Source organism: Chlamydia sp. 04-14, assembly GCF_036632095.1.
In the GTDB taxonomy this organism is placed as follows: Bacteria; Chlamydiota; Chlamydiia; order Chlamydiales; family Chlamydiaceae; genus Chlamydia.
Genome location: NZ_JAPYKW010000002.1, coordinates 264,333 through 283,906, shown reverse-complemented (window position 1 = coordinate 283,906; position 19,574 = coordinate 264,333). Strand labels below are relative to the sequence as shown.

Here is a 19,574-nt window from a genome sequence, read left to right as displayed (position 1 = left end):
ATAGAAATGACATCGCCTACAGGTAGCGGTAATACGAATCCCGGTTTTATTTTTGATGACGGCAGTTCAAATACTGGTACAAATTCCACGGGTGGAGGAGGAGGAGCGCAGCGTCCAGGAGGGGTTAGGAGCCTAGCTGCTGGTATTTATGATTGGTTTCAACGCGGTGGCTCTTCAGGAGGAAATAACACGTCACAAATTGATGGAACTTCTAGACCTAATCCTCCAGTAATTACAGCGCAGCCTGGTCCTAGTGGTGGTGTGCATACTTCTGCAAGTATTCAAGCGCTTTTAGGTTTGCTCACACAAGGTGGTGCGGCTCCATCTCCAACATCTACGCCTTCTCCGGCTCCATCCCCAGCACCCGCACCTACTACGGATCCTAACATGCAAGCACTTTTAGCTTTGCTGACGCAAGCTGGAGGGGGAACAACACCTACGCCAGCTCCGACGCAGCCTCCACCTGTGATTACTACACAATCTACACCAGGGATTACAACGCCGCAATCGGTTGCGCCGACTCCTGGAGTTAATCCCGGGGTGCAAGCGCTTTTATCTTTACTGACGCAAGCTGGAGGGGGAACAACACCTACACCAGTTCCGACGCAGCCTACACCTGTGATTACCACGCAACCTATTCCAGGGATTACAACGCCGCAATCGGTTGCGCCGACTCCTGGAGTTAATCCCGGGGTACAAGCGCTTTTATCTTTACTGACGCAAGCTGGAGGGGGAACAATACCCACACCAGTTCCGACGCAGCCTCCACCTGTGATTACCGCGCAACCTACCCCAGGAGGGAATCAGACGCAACAGATGCAAATGCTTCAAACGCTTTTAGGTTTATTCGCACAAGGTCCTGGTGGTGTTCCTGGTCAAGGTTCACAATTGCTTATAGGTTTGCTTCAAGGTGTTGCTTCTACTTCTGGTCCTTACCAACAGGGTGCGCAATCTATTTTAAGTTTGCTTCAGGGACAAAATGGTGCAGCGTTGCAGCAAGGGCTTGGAGCTTTAGCAAACTTAGTGAGTGGTCAGGGATCTACTTCATCTAGTATAGGAACAGCCGTAAAGGCATTAAGTGGGTTAGCAGGTTTGGCTGGTCCTGTAGGTTCTGCTGTGGGTTCTTTAGCATCGATTCTTGCTGCTGCTGCAACTAGTGAGTCTGCCCAACGTGGTGGACGGTTCTGCTATGATAATTGCCATACATGTTGTGAGGGAAATTGTTGTTGTCCTCGATGTGGATGTAGTGATGGACAATGTGGCTGTGGGAGTTTGGGAAGATGTTTGTGTGGTCTATTCGGGAATTGCTGTGGTGTACAAGTTGATTCAAGAAGAGCTTTAGAGCAAGAATTACAAGAAATAGAGGATGAGTTCGGTGATTCTATATTTTTGATGGCATTAAGCAATTTAGGTATGGATACCGTAGGTCTCTTATCTGGAAGTACCGCTGTAACACTTCCTCCTATGGATAGGATTCGACAGGAATGTAGAAACTGCTCCAGGGATCTTCCAGGAATTTTGAAAAATAAAACTAATGCTATGTGGGCGGGAGCTGCACAAGGATATCGCAATGTTTTGCAAAATGCATTTTTGCGAGCGAATTTTGTCTCTGGAATGGCAAGTAGCTGTGATATCAATACCAATCAATTAAAAGATTGTGTGCGCGTACTTCATAAATGGGGAGGAGATGGAGGTGTTGTAGCAGCATCAGAGTTTGATATGGAGAGGTTAGCTCTTACTCTTCCAGATCTTACCGTGACCTCACGTCGTAATCCAGCAGTAGGACCCTTGGGTGTGATTACAGCTGCAGCTGTAATGCAGGATTTGGGAAGGATTTTAATGAAAGCCTCTCACGGAGGACGACAAATTTGGATCAATGTAAGCGATTTGATGACTCTCGTATGTATGATCCTTGCTTATCGAGGTATCTGTGTTGTTTCTGATACTGTAGATCCTGAAAGAGCAAGGATATATGAGAGAGGTAGAATGCGACAGTTAATTAGTGACGTAGATAATCGTCGGTTAATGAATGAGCGTAATCGTGGACCTGCTCCCTATGTTCCTCCAGTAAATCCTTATGCGGATCTAGCAGCGAGATGTTTCGCTGAGCAAGCTGAACGTGCAGAGAGAATGAGAAATCCTGGAGATGCGTCTAGACAACAGTTGTTAGCAAACTTCTCGAGTAGATGGATGTTAGCAGCAGGAATTACTCCTGCCCGTCCTGTTGTGACACAACCCTCAGCTGCAACAGCTCCTATAATTACACGTGCTACAGTTAGTGGTCTAGGAGTGAATCCGCCTGTGAATCAGGATGGACGTAATTATGATCAGGAAGGCGCGCGTCCTAGAGGAGGCAATGGTAATGGAGGAAATAATCAGGGACAGGGAGGCAATGGCAACAATAATGGAGGAGGCAATACCGGAGGTTTAACAGAAACTCGAGTTTAACGTTTCAGTAGTAGATGGGGGACTACTTCTCTAGGATCTCCAGATGAGGATGCTGTAATATCTACCTTCTCTTGAGAAAATGGTGATGTAAAGGTTAGGGCATGTGCGTGGAGTAGAGGACGGAATACATTTTTTGGTTGTTCTTTCCTTCCGTAATCTACATCACCAACAACCGGATGACCGAGAGTTTGCATATGTAGACGGATTTGATGTGTCCTTCCTGTAATTGGTTCACAACGCATCAAAGTATAGTGTTTATAAGTACACAACACTGACCAATTTGTAATTGTTAACTTCCCACGATCTTTATTTGTATTTCCAAAAATTACAGCACCACAACGACGTGATCTAGGAGCGGTATGAGAAATTAAGGTTCCTGAAGATTTTTTTGGATGACCAAAAACTAAAGCAGTGTATTGTTTATGTATTTTTCGTTTCTTGAACAGTTCCGTGAGGGCATTAGCAGCATCTGCATTTTTGGCAAATAAGATACATCCCGTGGTGTCTCTATCTAGCCTATGGACTATATTGAGTCCTGTTGTTTTTGCCAGATCTTCCGTAGAGATGTGGGAAGGTTTGTCGTAAATACAACAATGTAGATCTTCCCAAAGGATTTTTGGCTCTGATCTTATTTGCAAGGTTAAAGTAATGCAATCTCCAGGTTGAACTTTATAAGATTCGAACCTTTCCAGATGACCGTTTACACGACAACCGTGATAACGTACCGAATCAAGAATGATATGTTTTTTATAATCGGGAAGCCGAGAACGTAAGAAAGATGATAATCTTTCTACATGATCAGCAACCCATGAGAATTCTTTCATAAAGTAGCAAAATTTAGAACTTAGGTAAAATTTTACGAGAATTTGTATGGCAAAGATAGCTTTTTCTGAAAGAGCAAAGAAATTTCCTGTGGAAAAGTTAAAACAATGGTTTGCAGATAATAAGCGTAGCTTCCCATGGAGAGACAATCCTTCACCTTACAATGTCTGGGTTTCCGAAGTGATGCTCCAGCAAACCCGAGCAGAAGTTGTAGTAAATTATTTTCTTGAATGGATGGAGAAGTTCCCTACCATAGAAGCATTAGCTACGGCTAAAGAAGAAGATGTGATCAAAGCTTGGGAAGGTTTAGGTTACTACACTCGAGTACGGAATCTTTTGTATGGAGCCCGTATGGTGATGAAGGATTTTGGAGGAGAGCTTCCTGACGATCCTTTAGATTTAATGCAGATAAAGGGACTGGGCCCCTATACGGTACATGCTATTTTAGCTTTTGCTTTTAAAAGGAGAACAGCTGCGGTAGATGGTAATGTTTTGCGGGTAATTAGCAGGGTATTTTTAATAGATGCTTCTATAGATTTAGAATCTACTAAGACTTGGGTGTTTAGAATTGCCTTATCTCTTTTACCTGCTAAAGATCCGCAGATAATTACCGAAGCTTTGATAGAGCTTGGGGCGTGTATTTGTAAGCGTGCTCCCAAATGTGAAATCTGTCCTTTAAAAACTATGTGCGGAGCCTATAAAGAAGGTAGGCAAAAATCTCTTCCCATACGTCATGCTAGGAAAAAAATTGTTACACTATTTCGTTGGGTAGCAATTGTTCTTTATGAAGATGCTATCGTTCTTGAACAGAGAAAACCCGAGGAGATGATGGCTGGTTTATATGAGTTTCCTTATATAGAGGTTGAGTCTTTTGATGATCTTTCGGATATAGAAGGGCTTATCGAAGAAATGGAGGAACGTGTAGGAACTCCGCTAGTATTTTATGGAGAATTAGAGGAGCAACGTCATTCTTTTACCCATTATAAGGTACGTCTTATTCCAAAAATCTTCCATGCAAAATCTAAACCAAAATCTGAGTTTCTCTATCCTATAGAGATTTTAGATTCTTTACCTTTTTCTTCTGGACACAGGAAAATAAAGGCTTGGTTATTAGAAAATGCTTATACTATTTCTAATCCTGAACTTGTGAAGGTTTAAGTTCATGAAAAATATAGACTTTTCTCAATTGATAGAGCTTGTTAGAAAAATGGTCTCAGATGGGGTCTGTCCTTGGACAGATCATCAGGATTTTGATTCTATACTTAGCCATATTCTCCAGGAATGTAAGGAACTTTCTGAAGCTGTTCATGAGGGGTATCCTGTTAAGGAAATCACCTCGGAAGCCGGAGATGTTCTTACTCTTGTGTTGTTGTTGTGCTTCAAGATGGAATTTCTAGGAATGTCTTCAGTAGATGCAATTATTGCTGAAGCTCTTGCTAAAATTCGTCGTCGTGCTCCTCATGTTTTCGACCCAAGTAAAACAATTTCTTATGAGGAAGCAAGAACAGCATGGGCTCTTGCTAAACTCGAAGAGAAGAGTGAAGAATAGGAAATTTACTAAAGGCTTTCCTCTTTAGTAAAATTCACCGAGTATGGTATCAAAGAGCAGTAAGTTGGGGACCTTTTAAGAGAAGAGACCTACGAACCGGGTCAGGACTGGAAGGTAGCAGCCCTAAGAAGAGCTTTCTTTTGCTAGAAGTGTTTCTCCAACTTACTCTTTTTCAATTTTATACCGACAACATTCCGATATTTGTAACGTTGAATAGTATATGTAATACTATAGGCGCAGCGATATGACGTTCTTTTTCATAAAGAAATCCCGTAAATAGAGAAAAAATTAAAAGAACGGGAACAAATACTAAGCTTCCCCAAGAATGCTCTACATGGGTAAGAGCAAAGATTACTGAAGAATATAAAAGAGCATAAACTCTATTCATTTTATTTTTTAGAAAGGTTTGTAGAAAACCCCTGAAGAATATTTCCTCAGCAAAAGGAATCAAAATTCCTAAACTTAAAATAAATCCACGATCACGCACTGTGGATGTCAGAGTATCTTGAACTTCCTGAGTCAGCGTTTGTTCTTGTAGGGACTCCATAGGCAAGATAAGCATCAATCCTTTATTCAGCACTAGACCAATGATCTGAGTAATAGGGATTACAATAATCCACATCCGTACTGCAGAAAAAATTGCTCTTAAAAATGTCGCTTCAGGCTTATTTCCCGAGTAAATTACACTACGCGTAACTTCAATAGGTAATCCTAGAAGATAAAAGATATAAGCCGACGCTAGAAAGATTCCGTGTAGTGAGCGTGCAGTGACATCAGAATGCGATCCTGTAATAAAAGGAATCAATCCAGGAAGAAATAAAAGAACAACCCCGACAAGAATATGCCTTAGTTGTAATGGAGTTTTTTCTGAGGGTTTTGGCCAGGTAAAAAAATTTCTTGATACAACAGCTGCTAGAGCTAGAAATACAAGGAGGAATAACCAAGAATGCATCATAAATTACGAATAATTTGCACAGACATAACCTTCAACTCTGGCAACGACTTCTCGAAATAGGCGGTGATGCATAAGCCCCATAGGTGTAGATTCGAAATGTTTTGTTTGCCATCCATAACGATGATAATCGCTTGCTGTTGTAGCAAGAGGTTGGCTAGATTCAATGATTTCTTGATAGATCATCGAAACCTTATTATGACGAATATCGAAAACACGAACACGAACAGAAGCTGTTATAGAGTCGTGGCCAAACATATCTTGTGATGTTTTCTGCTCTAAAAGTTCTGTAGCTACCACAAACTCTGCTGGAAGAAATTCAACTATTGCTTGCGGAGAAAACTCGGGAACCACAGGAGAATAAAATTGTGAGATGATCTGTGGAGATGCAGAATGTTTAATTAAAAATAATCTTTCAGAAGAATGGAATCTCTTACCGATTTCTTGAGTGAATTCTGATTGTAAATTCCATGGAAGTACTTCAGAGACTTTCCCAGAACGGTAAAATACTGGCAGCATCGCAACGACGCCCTTCGCTTTACTGCCTGATTTGTAAAGTTTAGGATGATAGCTCCCCGATGCTGGTAGAGAACAGCTAGATAGGTTTATAGACAAAAGTCCACAAGAAACTAATAAGAGGAGTTTTCGCATAATTGCTGTCCTTACATTAACGAATACCGTTTGCTCGGGTATTGAATTTTACTTTTGTAAAGCGCCCCATTCTTTCAAAGGAATTCTTATTTTCCTATGGATAGGGATACTGAGTTATTGTTCCTGTTAAGTTATAACAAAGAAAAAAATAAAAACAAGTCCCGAAATCATAGAAAACCCTAGATTTATTCCTGTAGGTTTTCGTTATTTTGCCTGAGAAGATTCTTGCTGATGATACGAACAGGGACAATCCCATTCTTTAGGAATTAATGTGCATCCAGGAATTAATAGCGCAGGGGATGAGAATACAAGAATAGAAAGAAACCATTTCATTACTATACTTATCCTTAACATTGTCTTTTTCTATCTGTTCATAAGCGCAAGAATACTTTTATGCAAAGTCTATTTACATATTTATTTGGAATGAATTTAGTCTTTTTTTAGATATGTATAGAGATAATCTGAGAATAATAAAAAAATGCCCGTAATCTTACGGGCATAATTTTCTTAACAAAGAAAAATTTAGACAGAATCTCTGGTTAATTAACCATGAGTTTCAGTAGAGGATGACCCTCCTGTATTTTCAGAATCATTTGTACCACCGGTGTGATCTATGTCATTGGTACTGTCCACATCAGAAAATTCTTCGTCTGATTCTTCAGTTTCACTAGGGTGCTCAGAGTCTTCTACTTCTTTATTTTGGTTGCTAGAGTCAACTTCTTTGGTTTTGTTATCCCCGTCGCTATCGCTAGCTTTTTTAGGATCTATTACCTTCTCGCTTCCATCGGTGGGATGAGCTTTTCCACTTCTGTCTACAGGCGTTTTTGGATCATCCTCTACTTTTGGTTTCTCATCTAGATCAAGACCTTTTTTAACTTCTTCTGCATCTAAGATTTTAGGGGCTGGTAATTTAGACTCCAGATAGGAGCAGTGTTGATGAAGAGCCATTAATAAAACTATAGCAGAGAGTATTGCACCCACTGGTAAAGCCCAAAGTCCGCCAACTCCCGTTACAATAGCGCAGATAATGCCAATTGCAGATAGTAAGGCAGCAGCGACTATAACGACGATAGCCAAAATATTGCATCTTTTTATTTTCTTCTCGGTGTTTGAAATTAACTCATTTAAATCAGTTTTTTCTACACTAGAGAAGTTGGATGTAGGTATTGTAGTTGGTGATGTAGGTACAGATGTCATAATTTTCACCTAAAATAGTGTTGATTGCAGGCATTTTAGAGGAAGTTATGATTTTAAGTCTTTTAATTAGTGGATCTTAGTTTAATTTATTCTCTTTTTTCAGAGAAACAACGCTATAATTTAAGAAAGCCTCTTAGTCTATCTAACTGCTTATCGCTAATGGATTTATGCAATGTTTCGGTTGCTAGCACAATTGAATCTCGTATTGAGTCGGTAAAGCATGTGCAAAGTGTGAAATAAAAAAGGAACCGTGGATATATCCCGGTTCCTTGATATTCTTAAGAACGTGTAGTAAATGTCTTACTACTGTTGCTGAAGAAGTTCAGCTCCTAATCCCTTGGCAAAATCTGGCTCAGTATTAGCAAATCCTGTAACCGGAGGGCTGATGAAAGATTCATCACCAAAAGGTACAAAGGAGAGCTTCGGTCGTGCTCTATAAATTACTAGAACCAAAATTACCGAAAGAACAAGAGCAACTACAGGTATGGCCCATAGACCCGCAATCCCGGTAACAACAGCGGCCGCTATACCCGCAGCGGATACTAATGCTGCAGCCACAACCGTAATAATCGAAAGAGCTTTCGCCTTTCTCAATCCTCTATGATAAGACTCAGGAGTGATAAAACTCTGTGGTTTTACCGCTACATCCGGAGTTAATGAAGATGTTGAAGATGTTGAAGATGTTGAAGATGTTGAAGATAATGACATGCTTTTATCCAAAATTAAAGTATTAACTGTATTATTTTAACAAAAATCGCTTTTTAAGTCTTTTATTGTGAATATTTAATTTAATTTAGTTCTCGGAAAAAGAATAAGGGAGATTCTATGGGCATGCCCTGCTCTTTCACTACGACAATTGTTAAGAATATGTTAGGATTTCTATCTGAAAATTCTTGAAGGGCAACTACGAGAGCGGCTTTTGCGGCTTTTAGATGCGGATTATCCGAAGGGAGATCTTCGTCGTCGTATAGGTTTTGTCGATTTGCCTCAGAGAATAGCAGAGGGATTTGCACCATAGTTGCTGGAATCTCTCCAGAAATGGCCTCTTCAAAACATTTTATATAGGTTTCTTTACATGCGAAGAAAGCTGCTATCGGATCATAATATTCTGGCGTTAGAGGATTGTAGACGTGAGAGAAGTAGAAGGGTAGACCGGTATTTGGGGGATTTCTTATTCCATCAATAGTTTCCCAGATACATTTTTTTGAGCAGGTTCCGGGAGTTAATATAGTGTTACCACTCGATGTTTGTTTCGCCCTCTCCCAGCAGTTCGGGCTTACAGTACTATAGAAAGAGTAGCGTCCCCAAAACAAATCCCCTCTATTCATTTCCGCATCAGTCGGATTTACCATCATTAGTGTGCACTCAGATGTTGTTCTCGGTTCTGTGACATTGCCAACAGTGGATATGAGAATAATTCCGGAGTTACTGTTTAGCCGCCACACAGCCTGTTGAACGCTATCTGGAAGAGGGCGTATTTTATAGGGGAGGTTACACCACCGAGACTCTGTCCACAAGGTTGTTAATAAATCATCATATTTAGGCACAGAGAGTGGTATACGTACGATTGATGCCTCATCAATGGGGCTATTTTCTCTTGGGGGTAATCCGCGACAGACGGAAGAGATGGGTTGTAGAGCTGTAGGATCGGATTGTGTATTTATCAAATCTAGAAGACAGCAAAGAACCATTAAAATAGAGGCCAAGGACAAGACTATGATAGATGCTGCTAATGGGAAGACTATAGAAAAGATAATCCCTGATAAAATCAAAACTCCAGCAAGGCCCAGAATAGACCCCACGAGTCTTTTCTCATATTTTTTTACAAATTGAGAACAAGTTCTCGATGCATCAACATCAAGTGGTAGAGTGTCTGGTTTTAAAGATGATGGTTGTACTGACATTTATAATTCTGGACTATGTGACGATTCTATTTTAGCGGGAGATTTTCAAAAGATTCCCGACTTTAACTAGTTATTTCCTATAATGAGTTGATTATAACTCAACTTTTTCTATTTTAGACAATTAGTATTAATTTATATGTAAGAAAGTAACGAAATCTAAATATAAAAATTTCTCTAAATATTATCGTTTTGGTATATCCCAGAAAGAATACCAAATTATAATTTTCTATTGATTGAACCAACCAGTCTCAGAGAATCTCTAATTTTTTTATCTGTGTTTAGTGATTTATAGTTTCCATGCAAAATACTGTAGATTTCGATTATTTTGGTCTAAGCGATATTGGGATGGTCCGCTCTAGGAATGAGGATTTTTGGCAGGTAAATCTTTCCTCGAGAGCTGTTGCTATTGCAGATGGTATGGGAGGATGTTTAGGAGGCGATGTTGCTTCTCACGAAGCTATTTTTAGCTTAATGGAGTTGATTGACGCTAGACAATCCCAACTAGAAGAGTTTAAAGATGATCAGTATCGGGAAATATTGCGGGTAATTCTTTCCGAGGTTAATGGTTTGATTTATGAGCATGGGCTCATGGAATCACGTCTTCAGGGCATGGGAACTACATTGAGTTTCATGCAGTTTCTTAGGGAAAAGGCGTGGTTACTTCATGTCGGAGACAGTAGGATTTATCGCTTGCGCGGTGAAAAGCTTTCCTGTTTGACAGAAGACCACTCTTTAGCAAATCAATTGAAAAATCGTTATGGGCTTTCTAAACAATCAGATAAGGTGTATCCTTATCGTCATATTCTGACTAATGTTTTGGGAAGTCGCCCCTATGTGATCCCCGATATTCGAGACATTTCTTATGAAAAAGAAGACTTGTTTGTTTTCTGCTCGGACGGCTTGACAAACATGGTTTCTGATGCAGATATGCGGGATATTTTGCTTCAATCTACGACTCTAGAAGAAAGTGGAAATATTTTGATTTCCCTAGCAAATAGTCGTGGAGGATCTGATAATGTTACCGTGGTATTAGTCCGAATACAGTAGTATCCGATTTAAGGAACTGTATAATGATCTACTTGGATAACAACGCTATGGCTTTTTTAGAGCCAGGTCTTTTGCAATTTCTACAGCAGCTCTTTCTCGAGGGGATTTATGCTAATCCTTCAAGTGTACATAGTCCAGGGAAGAAATCTCGGAAGATAATTCATGAAACGACAACGTTAATTCAAAAGACGCTATCTTTCTCGGGACAGGTAATTTATACTTCGAGTGCTACGGAAAGTTTAAATTTAGCTATTGCGAGTCTTCCTAAGGGGAGTCACGTGATTACATGTAGTTGCGAACATCCTGCAATAATAGAGCCTTTAAAAAATGCCAATCTCCTCGTTTCGTATTTGGATCCTCAGTTTGGAAACTGTACGATCAGTCCCGAACAAATAGAAGCTGCTATCACACCAACAACCTCTGCAATCGTATTAGGATGGGTAAATAGCGAAATCGGTGCGAAAATAGATGTAGAGGTAATTGCTAATATTGCTAGGGAGCATAATTTACAATTTATCGTAGATGCTACAGCAATTGTTGGTAGAGAAAAGATAGCCATTCCTAAAGGCGTCACTATGGTTGCTTTTAGTGGACATAAGTTTCACGCTCTATCAGGAATAGGGGCTCTTCTTATATCTCCAGGATTTAAGGTTTCTCCCTTACTTTGGGGTGGTGGTCAGCAGGGCGGTATACGTTCTGGAACAGAAAATCTCTGGGGGATTGCCTCGCTATACTATATCTTCAATATTCTTATTGAAAAACAAGAAGAAATAACTTCTAAAATCTTACAATATCGCAATTACTTCGAGGCACGCTTAAAAGAGCGTATTCCTGAGATTAGAATTCATTGTGAGGATCAACCTCGTGTGAATAACGTTTCTGCTATTGCTTTCCCCCCATTAGAAGGCGAGGTGATGCAAATAGCTTTAGATGTTGAAGGTGTGGCTTGTGGTTATGGCTCAGCATGCTCTTCGGGAGCAACTACCGCTTTCAAATCTTTAGTCTCTATGAAAATTGATCAGGATATAGCGCTAGCTACCTTACGGTTTTCTTTCTCTCATTTGCTAACACAAGAGGATCTTGATTTAGCTATCGAGAAGATTATGAAAGTGAGCACTCATTTGAGAAGCGCTTGGTAACGTTACGAAAGTAGATTTTTAATGGAAACACTTTTGATTCCATAGAGCGATACTTCTTTAACTTCTAGGAGAAGATTATCGGTAATTACTGATGTTCCAATTTCTGCAGGAGTATCAAGTAATTGTAAAACTAACTGCGCTAGAGTTTCTACTCCATAACGCGTAAGCTCAATTCCTAGCTCTTTCTGTAGATCTTTTAATGGTGTATTTCCTGGAAAAGTTCTTTCTATTAAGGAGACGGTTTTAGGTTTTAACTGAGCGATATTTGATGTATTAAATAGGATTTTAAAAATCGCATTTAAACTGAGAATACCCATCGGTTCTCCAGAAGAATTCAATACAACAGCTACGCTAGAGCGGTTATCTCTGAATTCTTTTAGAATACGTATCAGTTTAGATTTTGCTGTGATAAACCATGGTGAATGGAGATTATGAATTAATGCATCATTAGGATTTTTATTCACAAAATCTTTAGGTAAAGCTATCCCTATCACATTTTTACGTGCCTTATGGTAGACGGGGATAAACTCCATATCAGTATTTCTTATCTTACGACACAAATCCTTAACATTTGCCGTAGAAGGCAACATTGTCACCAGATCTAAGGGTTGACATACTTGCTCGGCAGATGTTGCACTTAAAGAGAAAATATTCGTGGCAATAACATTAAAATCTTGTTCCTCATGATGCGTCTCTAAAGCTTTTTGAAATTCATCACGACTTAATGTTGAGTTCAACTTCTCTTTCTTTATCTTTAATAGATAATAAATTCCTTCTGTAAGACTCCCTATGAATTGAATTAATGGGTAAAATAGATAGTGAGAATAATACAGTATAGGAGCACCCCAGAGCGCTAACCTCTCAGGAATTTTGCGTGATATCGTTAAAGGAAAAAGCTCAGCAAAAATTACGACAAGAAAGATCTGAGTAAAAGGAGCGTAATCTGGAGAAAATCCTAGAGCTTTATAACAATTCCTAGCTGATTCAGAACCAATTTGAAGAGCTATATTTACCCCAAGCATCACTGTTCCGAATAAACGATAAGGACGACGGATAAGAAAATTAATATAGCGTGCTTTCTTATGATCTTTTGTTAGATAGTATTGCAGGCGTACGCGATTAAAGGAAACGCAAGCCATTTCCATCATAGAATAGAATCCTTGAAGGACAATACATACAAAATTGACCCCAAGCCAAAAGAAAGGAGAATCAGTCATGCATTTTCCTTATATATACTCGGCGTATGCGATTAGGAGCCGCATCCAAAACTTGAAACATAAGATTGTTCCAAGTGAGTTTTGTCCCCGTAATGGGAATAGATTCCATCTGTTCAGTTAACCATCCTCCTAAAGTGGCGCTATTGTTATTTGTAGGGAGATTGATATTGAAAATCTCACTGAGATCACTCAGTTCTAAAGTGCCTGCTGCGATAATAATATCTTTGCCTGACATTGTATAAAGAACTTTTTCACTTCGTTGATCTATGATTTCTCCAGAAACGATCTCAAAGAGATCTTCCTGAGTAATTAATCCTTCGATCGAACCATATTCATCGATGATCATACCTAAAGTTTCATCTTCTGCAGCAAGGTGACATAGGGCTGTTTTTGCTGATATTGTCTCAGGCATATAGTAAGGCTTGTTCAATAAAGGCAAAAGATCTTCGGATGATTGTAAGGGCTTACCATGAAGTAGCAAAGCTTTCGCTGTGCAGATTCCCAATAGGTTTTGTAAATTATCATTACATACGGGCACTCTCGAGCAATGTTGCTGAGAAAATAGATCATAGAGATTATCAAGAGGTGTCTGAATGTCGTAAAACAAAACATCTTGACGAGGTTTCATACGCTCTTTAACACTACAATCACTAAGAGATAAATAACCGTATAGCAGACGACTTTCATCCTGATTAACAACGCCAAAGTCTTTACAACTTTGTAAGACCTCTTTCAGTTCCTGAGGTTGGATGATATCCATCTTCTGAGATGAAAGAATCCATTGTACAATGTAGTTAATCCCACTGATTGCCCAGTAAAGTAAAGGTCGGAGCACTTTTGTAAATACTAAAATAAGAGGAGCAACAAAAGAGGCTATCTGTGTGTTGAATGGAAGGGCGACCGCCTTGGGTAAAATTTCACATAAAATCAGAGTTAAAGCTAAAGGGAAGCCAACAATAAGCAACCATGAGGCTTTGTCCCCAACAAGTATAGCTACACAGTTTTGAATCCCAATATTTAAGCCGATATCAAGAAAGATCAGCGTAATGAGTAGATGGTGGGGATGAGAGAGTAGAGAAGCTACTAACTGCTGTTTTTTATATCTAGAACGCTTGTAATGAGAAATTAAAGAGGTTGGAAGAGAGAAGAGTGCTATCTGTGATAATGAAATAAATCCAGAACACAGGGTAAAACATATGATTAGAAAAATCAGAACAGTAGGAATCATGCTTGTGTCTCAATCCATGCTCTTCGATTTTATAATCGGAGAGAAACATACTTTAGTATAGCCTTTAGGAACTAACCCTAGTCTACGAATTAAAGCAGATTCAATCACTGCAGGATCATCCCAATGCTGAATATGCAACCGAAGTTCTTTTTGCTCTTCTTCAACATAAAAGATTTTCTCTTGAAGTCCTGATACACGCTTCTGTAAACGCATTTCCTCTTGTTTCAGTTCTTGAATAGCACGGTCATACATAAACCCACTAATAAGCATGCAGAGGATTAACCACCAAGAGTTAACCACAATTTCTTCAAGGCATCTCTGCCAGTGAACTTTTTGCATCTTCTAACTTTAAACAAAAGGAACAGTAATTCCCTGCTGTTTTTGATACTTACCTTTTCTTTCTGCGTAAGAGACCTCACACATCTCGTCTGCTTCAAAAAACAAGACTTGAGCTATTCCCTCATTAGCATAAATTTTTGCAGGAAGGGGAGTAGTATTAGAAATTTCTATGGTAACGTATCCTTCCCATTCAGGTTCAAAAGGGGTTACATTAACAATGAGTCCACAACGTGCATACGTGGATTTTCCTATACACATTGTTAAGACGTTTCTTGGAATACGAAAATACTCTACACTATGAGCAAGAGCAAATGAATTCGGAGGAATGATACAAACATCATCAGTAATAGAGATAAACGTATCTTCTGTAAAATGCTTTGGATCGACAAGAGAATTGTATACATTAGTGAATACTTTAAACTCTCTAGACAGACGAAGATCATAACCATAGCTAGATAAGCCATAGCTGATTAATTTCTCTCCAGTTTCTGCATCTATATTTACTTGGCCATCAGCGAAAGGCTCGATCATTCCGTGAGCCAGTGCCATTTTACGGATCCATTTATCTTCTTTAATGCTCATTTAGAAACCTTAGTAGTTAGATTCTATAGAACGTTTTCATAGTATTTTGATTTAGTAGAAACCGTAATCTTGGCGATGCCGAGGATACAGTTTTCCACACGACAATAGAATACATCTTTTGTCGGTATATGCAAATACCTAAAAAATTCAAAGGTCTTTTAACTTTGAAATAGAATACGCAGCCTCTCTAAAAGAAAAGAACTTTGTATTCGATGCAATTCTACGGCGATGTTAGATAATAGCGTAGGAAAAAGGCAAATCTTATTTTTTTCTTAAGATTTTTTTAATCATTCTTAGCTATAGGCATGCACTCCTAAGTTTATTTTTATGCGAGAGAGCTTTCTTAATTAGTTTTGTTCTCATTTTTTTAAGATATTCTTATCTATCTTTTCTCAAGGACTTGTATTGACGTTATAGAATTAGCCTATGTATAACCAGATTTTGGCAGATGAGCTATGTGATGGAAATTTAAAAAAACGAAGATTTTATTTTTCTCTAAGAAGAGCAAATAATCTGGCTTATGCAAATTTCTTAGAAGACAGAAATTCCTATCCTTTGTGAGACTAAGGGAAATGCGGTAACATATGACACATCAGGTATCTGTCTTACATCAAGATAAAAAGTTCGATATTTCTTTACGTCCCAAGGGATTAAGGGAATTCTGTGGTCAGAAGCAACTTACGGAACGCCTGGAGTTGTTTCTTCATGCCGCTGTGCAACGGGGAGAAGTTCCTGGCCATTGTCTGTTTTTCGGTCCTCCAGGATTGGGTAAAACATCACTTGCTCATATCGTTGCTCATACCGTAGGCAAAGGATTAGTTGTGGCTTCAGGACCTCAACTTGTTAAACCATCTGATTTATTGGGATTGTTGACAAGTTTGCAGGAAGGCGATGTTTTCTTTATTGATGAAATCCATCGCATGGGAAAAGTTGCTGAGGAATATTTATATTCAGCAATGGAAGACTATAAGATTGACATTACTATTGATTCAGGCCCGGGCGCACGATCAGTTTCTGTGGATCTTGCTCCTTTTAGTTTAGTAGGAGCAACAACGCGTTCCGGAATGTTAAGTGAGCCCTTGCGTGCTCGTTTTTCTTTTACTGGGCGCATGTCATATTATTCCGACGAAGATTTGACAACAATTCTCAAACGATCTTCTAATTTATTAGGGATTGATGCTGATTCTTCAGCATTACATGAAATTGCCCGGAGATCTAGAGGGACACCTAGATTAGCTAATAACCTTTTGCGTTGGGTTCGAGATTTTGCTCAAATGCGCGAGGGTAATTGTATTAATAGTGACGTAGCCGAAAAAGCTTTGGCTATGCTATTAATAGATGATTGGGGATTAAATGAGATTGATATTAAACTCCTCACCACAATAATAGACTATTATCAGGGTGGCCCTGTAGGTATTAAAACTTTATCAGTGGCCGTAGGAGAAGACATCAAAACTCTAGAAGATGTGTATGAACCTTTCTTGATTTTAAAAGGTTTATTAAAGAAAACATCTAGAGGAAGAATGGTTACCCAAATTGCTTATAATCATTTGAAAAGGTGTTCAGATAACTTGCAGAGTTTAGGAGAAGAAAAGTGAAGATATTGAAGTACATCCTTTTAGGACTTTCCTTCAGTATGGGCGTAGCCGGGTACACAGAAGTTAAGGTTTCTGATACTTTTATGGTTCAACCTATTGTTTCCGAACCTAAAATTCGTGTTCTTCTTTTGAATGAGAGTACCACGGCTCTAATAGAAGCTAAAGGTCCTTATCGTCTTTATGGTGATAGCGAGTTATTGCAACACTCACCTCAAGGTTTGCGTTGTGCGGCCCACGCTCTTTACGGAGGTGTTCGATGGGGAGAAAATTTCCCAGGAGTCCAGTGTTTAAAGATAGAACCTATTGATGATTCTGCATCACTATTTGTAAATGGACTACAATATAAGGGAGCTCTTTATATTCATAAGACAGATAAGCACTGTATTGTTGTAACTAATGAGCTAACTGTTGAAGAGTATCTTAAATCGATTCTTTCCACGAAATATCTCAGAGAATTAGATAAGGAAGCTTTATCAGCATGTGTGATTTTAGAGAGAACCGCTTTATATGAGAGGCTTCTCGCTAAAAATCCTCAAAACTTCTGGCATGTCACAGGATCCGAAGATCATTATGCTGGTTATGGAGCTACACGACAATTCTATGGCGTTGAAGATGCTGTAGATTGGACATCACGATTGATCGTTGATAATCCTGAAGGATTGATTATTGATGCTGATGGCTTGCTTAAAGCTAATGTAGATCGTCTTGCTGTAGAAGGTTATAATGCACGTCAAATTCTTGAGAAATTCTATAAAGATGCTGATTTTGTAGTTATAGAATCTTGGAATGACGAAGCTAATGAAATTAGCTAGGATGACTTGTATAACTTATAGCAACTAGCATCATATAAGAATCTAAAAGTACTTTCTCTGATAGGCTTTCTGATATAAAACCTGAACTATCTGCTATTTTTTGATAAGGAAGGAAATTCTCTCTTAATTTTGGTAGATGGATTTCGACGCTTTCTTCTCCGGTATGAAACGCTGTGAATAGACTATACTTCACATATCTAAGCTCATAAGCTAAGAAATTACCAGGATTCCAATGTTGTATAGCATTCGCATTTGCATCAAGCCAGGTAATGTTTTCATGAGTAAGGAATCCTTTATTGAAAATTTCCTTATGTTGTTTTCTGAAACGAATGGCTCTACAGACAAAATCAAAAAGAGAAGTATTTTTAGATAATTCATCCCAAAGGAAATGATTGGCATCTGTATCTAACGCCCAACGATTATTATTTCCTTTTGCTGTATGACCATATTCATCTCCTGATTGCAGCATCGGAATCCCTTGAGAAAGGAATAAGGTTAATAGGAAATTACGCATCTGACGTTCACGTAAAGCAAGAATTTTCGGACTTTTGGTTTCGCCTTCTTCTCCAAAATTATAACTATAATTTGCGTTGCTTCCGTCGCGATTATCCTCTCCATTTCCTTCATTATGTTTTTCATTGTAGGAAACTGTATCACGCAAAGTAAATCCATCATGACTACAAATGTAATTGATCGAGTTGCAAGGAGAACCTTGTGGATAGAGATCTTGAGACCCGGAAATCCTGGAAGCGAAAGTGCCAACAAGATGTTGATCCCCATTTAAAAACGATTTTATGGTGTCACGATATTGCCCGTTCCATTCGCTCCAACGTGGGCTTAAGGTAGGGAAATAACCCACTTGATACAAACCAGCAGCATCCCAAGGCTCGGCAATAATTTTTGTTTCGGAAAGCACAGGATCATAGCTGATAGCATGTAAGATGGGTGAGAAAGGAACGGGATTCCCTAGGGGATCACGAGAAAAAACAGAAGCAAGATCGAAACGAAATCCATCTACATGCATCTCCTGAACCCAATAGCGTAGGGAGTCCAAAATCCATTGTGTTGTAGGCGTGTGGTTAGTATTTACTGTGTTTCCACATCCTGAATAGTTCGCGAATTCTCCTTGGGAATTCACCATATAATATGAAGAAAGATCTATCCACGGCAAAGGGCAAGTCGTATTCTCTAATCCTGTATGATTGAAAACAACATCGAGAATCACCTCAATGTTTGCCTTATGTAAAGCTTTCACTAGAGTTTTAAATTCTCTGATTGGTGCGCAGGGATCTGAGCCATAAGCATAGCGTCGACAGGGAGAGAAAAAGTTTAGAGAAGAATAACCCCAATAGTTGTAGAGGTGAGGTGTATTAGGAGTTCGGAAAGGATGGTAAGTTTCATCAAATTCGAAAATGGGGAGCAATTCAATGGCATTGACCCCAAGTTTTTTCAGATAGTCTATCTTTTCGATAACACCTAAGAAAGTCCCTGGATAACGTACTTTAGAAGAATTATTCCAAGTAAAAGATCTGACATGCATTTCATAAATGATTGATTCTTCTTTAGGTAAATTGAGACAGCGATCTCCTTCCCAAGAAAACTCTTCATTTTTTAAATAACTAAAGGCATAGTCTCCAGAAGTTTTTATAGAGCCAAAAGTTTGTGGAGAACGGAGGTTTTTTGCATAAGGATCAGAAAGGTATTTTTTAAAATCGAACTTAGCTGTTGCGCTTGTAGGACCATCTACGCGAAAAGCATAGGACCACTGATCAGAAATCCCTTCTACCTCTATATGCCAGATAGCTCCCGTGCGGTTTTTCTCATGTGATAAAACTATTTCTTGGATATGGAAATTCTTATCGGCAAGAGCAAGAACTACTTGAGTGGCTTGTGAAGAAAATAACGCGAAACGATAGCGATTAGAAGAAAGCTGAGTTGCTCCCAGAGGTAGTGGAGAGCCTGGATAAAAACTGATTTTGCCCATTGTTAACTCGATAGCACAATGGGTTGAGAAAAACAAGAAAGTTTTTGATTTTAAGTCTTTGAAATCGTTTACTAACAAATCTACAATATGTTAACTTAAAGAAAT

Annotated in this window: 19 protein-coding genes and 1 other RNA gene; 8 read left to right on the top strand and 12 right to left on the bottom strand. The window is 39.1% G+C overall.

The genetic code is table 11. The annotated features are described in order from the left end of the window. Nucleotides 1–6 precede the first annotated feature (6 nt). Complete coding sequence (locus O6937_RS03835; protein ID WP_332390339.1) at nucleotides 7–2,448, top strand: hypothetical protein; 2,442 nt, start codon at nucleotides 7–9, stop codon at nucleotides 2,446–2,448. On the opposite strand, the gene O6937_RS03830 is transcribed toward O6937_RS03835, so the two are convergent. Then, nucleotides 2,445–3,272 carry an RluA family pseudouridine synthase gene (locus O6937_RS03830; RefSeq protein WP_332390338.1) on the bottom strand — a complete coding sequence of 276 codons (828 nt, stop codon included), beginning with the start codon at nucleotides 3,270–3,272 and terminating at the stop codon, nucleotides 2,445–2,447. The two genes, O6937_RS03835 and O6937_RS03830, sit on opposite strands and share 4 nt — an antisense overlap. Nucleotides 3,273–3,318: 46 nt before the next feature. On the opposite strand from O6937_RS03830, the gene mutY reads away from it, so the two are divergent. The 3 genes from mutY (at nucleotide 3,319) to ffs (ending at nucleotide 4,983) form a co-directional block, all read left to right on the top strand. Beyond that, nucleotides 3,319–4,428 (top strand): A/G-specific adenine glycosylase, encoded by a 1,110-nt coding sequence (mutY, locus tag O6937_RS03825; protein ID WP_332390337.1) that lies wholly within the window; start codon nucleotides 3,319–3,321, stop codon nucleotides 4,426–4,428. A 4-nt stretch (nucleotides 4,429–4,432) separates the two neighbouring features. Then, nucleotides 4,433–4,819, top strand: a complete 387-nt coding sequence (locus O6937_RS03820; protein WP_332390336.1) for a MazG nucleotide pyrophosphohydrolase domain-containing protein — start codon at nucleotides 4,433–4,435, stop codon at nucleotides 4,817–4,819. 63 nt (nucleotides 4,820–4,882) lie between these two features. Then, nucleotides 4,883–4,983: signal recognition particle sRNA small type (gene ffs, locus O6937_RS03815), an RNA gene on the top strand. A 14-nt stretch (nucleotides 4,984–4,997) separates the two neighbouring features. On the opposite strand, the gene O6937_RS03810 is transcribed toward ffs, so the two are convergent. From O6937_RS03810 to O6937_RS03785, 6 genes are all read right to left on the bottom strand, one after another. Further along, on the bottom strand, nucleotides 4,998–5,774 hold the full coding sequence (locus O6937_RS03810) for a CPBP family intramembrane glutamic endopeptidase (protein ID WP_332390335.1): 777 nt from the start codon (nucleotides 5,772–5,774) through the stop codon (nucleotides 4,998–5,000). 3 nt (nucleotides 5,775–5,777) lie between these two features. Further along, on the bottom strand, nucleotides 5,778–6,422 hold the full coding sequence (locus tag O6937_RS03805) for a CT253 family lipoprotein (protein ID WP_332390334.1): 645 nt from the start codon (nucleotides 6,420–6,422) through the stop codon (nucleotides 5,778–5,780). A gap of 204 nt (nucleotides 6,423–6,626) precedes the next feature. After that, on the bottom strand, nucleotides 6,627–6,755 hold the full coding sequence (locus O6937_RS03800; protein ID WP_332390333.1) for a hypothetical protein: 129 nt from the start codon (nucleotides 6,753–6,755) through the stop codon (nucleotides 6,627–6,629). A 210-nt stretch (nucleotides 6,756–6,965) separates the two neighbouring features. Further along, nucleotides 6,966–7,619: a hypothetical protein gene (locus O6937_RS03795; protein WP_332390332.1), complete on the bottom strand. Its 654-nt coding sequence runs from the start codon at nucleotides 7,617–7,619 to the stop codon at nucleotides 6,966–6,968. A gap of 303 nt (nucleotides 7,620–7,922) precedes the next feature. Further along, nucleotides 7,923–8,327 (bottom strand): hypothetical protein, encoded by a 405-nt coding sequence (locus O6937_RS03790; protein WP_332390331.1) that lies wholly within the window; start codon nucleotides 8,325–8,327, stop codon nucleotides 7,923–7,925. 80 nt (nucleotides 8,328–8,407) lie between these two features. Then, nucleotides 8,408–9,523: a hypothetical protein gene (locus O6937_RS03785; RefSeq protein WP_332390330.1), complete on the bottom strand. Its 1,116-nt coding sequence runs from the start codon at nucleotides 9,521–9,523 to the stop codon at nucleotides 8,408–8,410. Nucleotides 9,524–9,820: 297 nt separating this feature from the next. On the opposite strand from O6937_RS03785, the gene O6937_RS03780 reads away from it, so the two are divergent. Further along, nucleotides 9,821–10,570 (top strand): PP2C family protein-serine/threonine phosphatase, encoded by a 750-nt coding sequence (locus O6937_RS03780; protein ID WP_332390329.1) that lies wholly within the window; start codon nucleotides 9,821–9,823, stop codon nucleotides 10,568–10,570. 23 nt (nucleotides 10,571–10,593) lie between these two features. Further along, on the top strand, nucleotides 10,594–11,709 hold the full coding sequence (locus O6937_RS03775) for a cysteine desulfurase family protein (RefSeq protein ID WP_332390328.1): 1,116 nt from the start codon (nucleotides 10,594–10,596) through the stop codon (nucleotides 11,707–11,709). Nucleotides 11,710–11,711: 2 nt separating this feature from the next. On the opposite strand, the gene O6937_RS03770 is transcribed toward O6937_RS03775, so the two are convergent. From O6937_RS03770 to dcd, 4 genes are read right to left on the bottom strand one after another with little or no spacing between them, the layout of a single operon-like run. Next, nucleotides 11,712–12,926, bottom strand: a complete 1,215-nt coding sequence (locus O6937_RS03770; protein ID WP_332390327.1) for a hemolysin family protein — start codon at nucleotides 12,924–12,926, stop codon at nucleotides 11,712–11,714. Beyond that, on the bottom strand, nucleotides 12,919–14,154 hold the full coding sequence (locus O6937_RS03765; RefSeq protein WP_332390326.1) for a hemolysin family protein: 1,236 nt from the start codon (nucleotides 14,152–14,154) through the stop codon (nucleotides 12,919–12,921). The genes O6937_RS03770 and O6937_RS03765 overlap by 8 nt, the downstream gene beginning before the upstream one ends. Before the next feature lie 9 nt (nucleotides 14,155–14,163). Beyond that, the gene (locus O6937_RS03760) at nucleotides 14,164–14,493 is read right to left on the bottom strand and encodes a hypothetical protein (RefSeq protein WP_332390325.1); all 330 of its coding nucleotides are present in this window, start codon (nucleotides 14,491–14,493) and stop codon (nucleotides 14,164–14,166) included. Nucleotides 14,494–14,502: 9 nt separating this feature from the next. Next, nucleotides 14,503–15,075 (bottom strand): dCTP deaminase, encoded by a 573-nt coding sequence (dcd, locus tag O6937_RS03755; RefSeq protein ID WP_332390324.1) that lies wholly within the window; start codon nucleotides 15,073–15,075, stop codon nucleotides 14,503–14,505. Between the two features lie 584 nt (nucleotides 15,076–15,659). Between dcd and ruvB the strand changes: the two genes are divergently transcribed. Beyond that, nucleotides 15,660–16,673: a Holliday junction branch migration DNA helicase RuvB gene (ruvB, locus tag O6937_RS03750; protein WP_332390323.1), complete on the top strand. Its 1,014-nt coding sequence runs from the start codon at nucleotides 15,660–15,662 to the stop codon at nucleotides 16,671–16,673. Next, nucleotides 16,670–17,485, top strand: coding sequence for a SpoIID/LytB domain-containing protein (locus tag O6937_RS03745; protein WP_332390322.1), 816 nt, complete (start codon nucleotides 16,670–16,672; stop codon nucleotides 17,483–17,485). Before ruvB ends, O6937_RS03745 begins: the two co-directional genes overlap by 4 nt. Here the strand turns inward: O6937_RS03745 and O6937_RS03740 are convergent. Further along, nucleotides 17,478–19,469: a glycogen debranching protein gene (locus O6937_RS03740; RefSeq protein WP_332390321.1), complete on the bottom strand. Its 1,992-nt coding sequence runs from the start codon at nucleotides 19,467–19,469 to the stop codon at nucleotides 17,478–17,480. The two genes, O6937_RS03745 and O6937_RS03740, sit on opposite strands and share 8 nt — an antisense overlap. Nucleotides 19,470–19,574 lie beyond the last annotated feature (105 nt).

Bases quoted from the DNA above. Each gene is read 5' to 3' on its own strand.
- O6937_RS03835 (WP_332390339.1), top strand. From the start codon at position 7: ATGACATCGCCTACAGGTAGCGGTAATACGAATCCCGGTTTTATTTTT.
- O6937_RS03830 (WP_332390338.1), bottom strand. From the start codon at position 3,272: ATGAAAGAATTCTCATGGGTTGCTGATCATGTAGAAAGATTATCATCT.
- mutY (WP_332390337.1), top strand. From the start codon at position 3,319: ATGGCAAAGATAGCTTTTTCTGAAAGAGCAAAGAAATTTCCTGTGGAA.
- O6937_RS03820 (WP_332390336.1), top strand. From the start codon at position 4,433: ATGAAAAATATAGACTTTTCTCAATTGATAGAGCTTGTTAGAAAAATG.
- O6937_RS03810 (WP_332390335.1), bottom strand. From the start codon at position 5,774: ATGATGCATTCTTGGTTATTCCTCCTTGTATTTCTAGCTCTAGCAGCT.
- O6937_RS03805 (WP_332390334.1), bottom strand. From the start codon at position 6,422: ATGCGAAAACTCCTCTTATTAGTTTCTTGTGGACTTTTGTCTATAAAC.
- O6937_RS03800 (WP_332390333.1), bottom strand. From the start codon at position 6,755: ATGAAATGGTTTCTTTCTATTCTTGTATTCTCATCCCCTGCGCTATTA.
- O6937_RS03795 (WP_332390332.1), bottom strand. From the start codon at position 7,619: ATGACATCTGTACCTACATCACCAACTACAATACCTACATCCAACTTC.
- O6937_RS03790 (WP_332390331.1), bottom strand. From the start codon at position 8,327: ATGTCATTATCTTCAACATCTTCAACATCTTCAACATCTTCAACATCT.
- O6937_RS03785 (WP_332390330.1), bottom strand. From the start codon at position 9,523: ATGTCAGTACAACCATCATCTTTAAAACCAGACACTCTACCACTTGAT.
- O6937_RS03780 (WP_332390329.1), top strand. From the start codon at position 9,821: ATGCAAAATACTGTAGATTTCGATTATTTTGGTCTAAGCGATATTGGG.
- O6937_RS03775 (WP_332390328.1), top strand. From the start codon at position 10,594: ATGATCTACTTGGATAACAACGCTATGGCTTTTTTAGAGCCAGGTCTT.
- O6937_RS03770 (WP_332390327.1), bottom strand. From the start codon at position 12,926: ATGACTGATTCTCCTTTCTTTTGGCTTGGGGTCAATTTTGTATGTATT.
- O6937_RS03765 (WP_332390326.1), bottom strand. From the start codon at position 14,154: ATGATTCCTACTGTTCTGATTTTTCTAATCATATGTTTTACCCTGTGT.
- O6937_RS03760 (WP_332390325.1), bottom strand. From the start codon at position 14,493: ATGCAAAAAGTTCACTGGCAGAGATGCCTTGAAGAAATTGTGGTTAAC.
- dcd (WP_332390324.1), bottom strand. From the start codon at position 15,075: ATGAGCATTAAAGAAGATAAATGGATCCGTAAAATGGCACTGGCTCAC.
- ruvB (WP_332390323.1), top strand. From the start codon at position 15,660: ATGACACATCAGGTATCTGTCTTACATCAAGATAAAAAGTTCGATATT.
- O6937_RS03740 (WP_332390321.1), bottom strand. From the start codon at position 19,469: ATGGGCAAAATCAGTTTTTATCCAGGCTCTCCACTACCTCTGGGAGCA.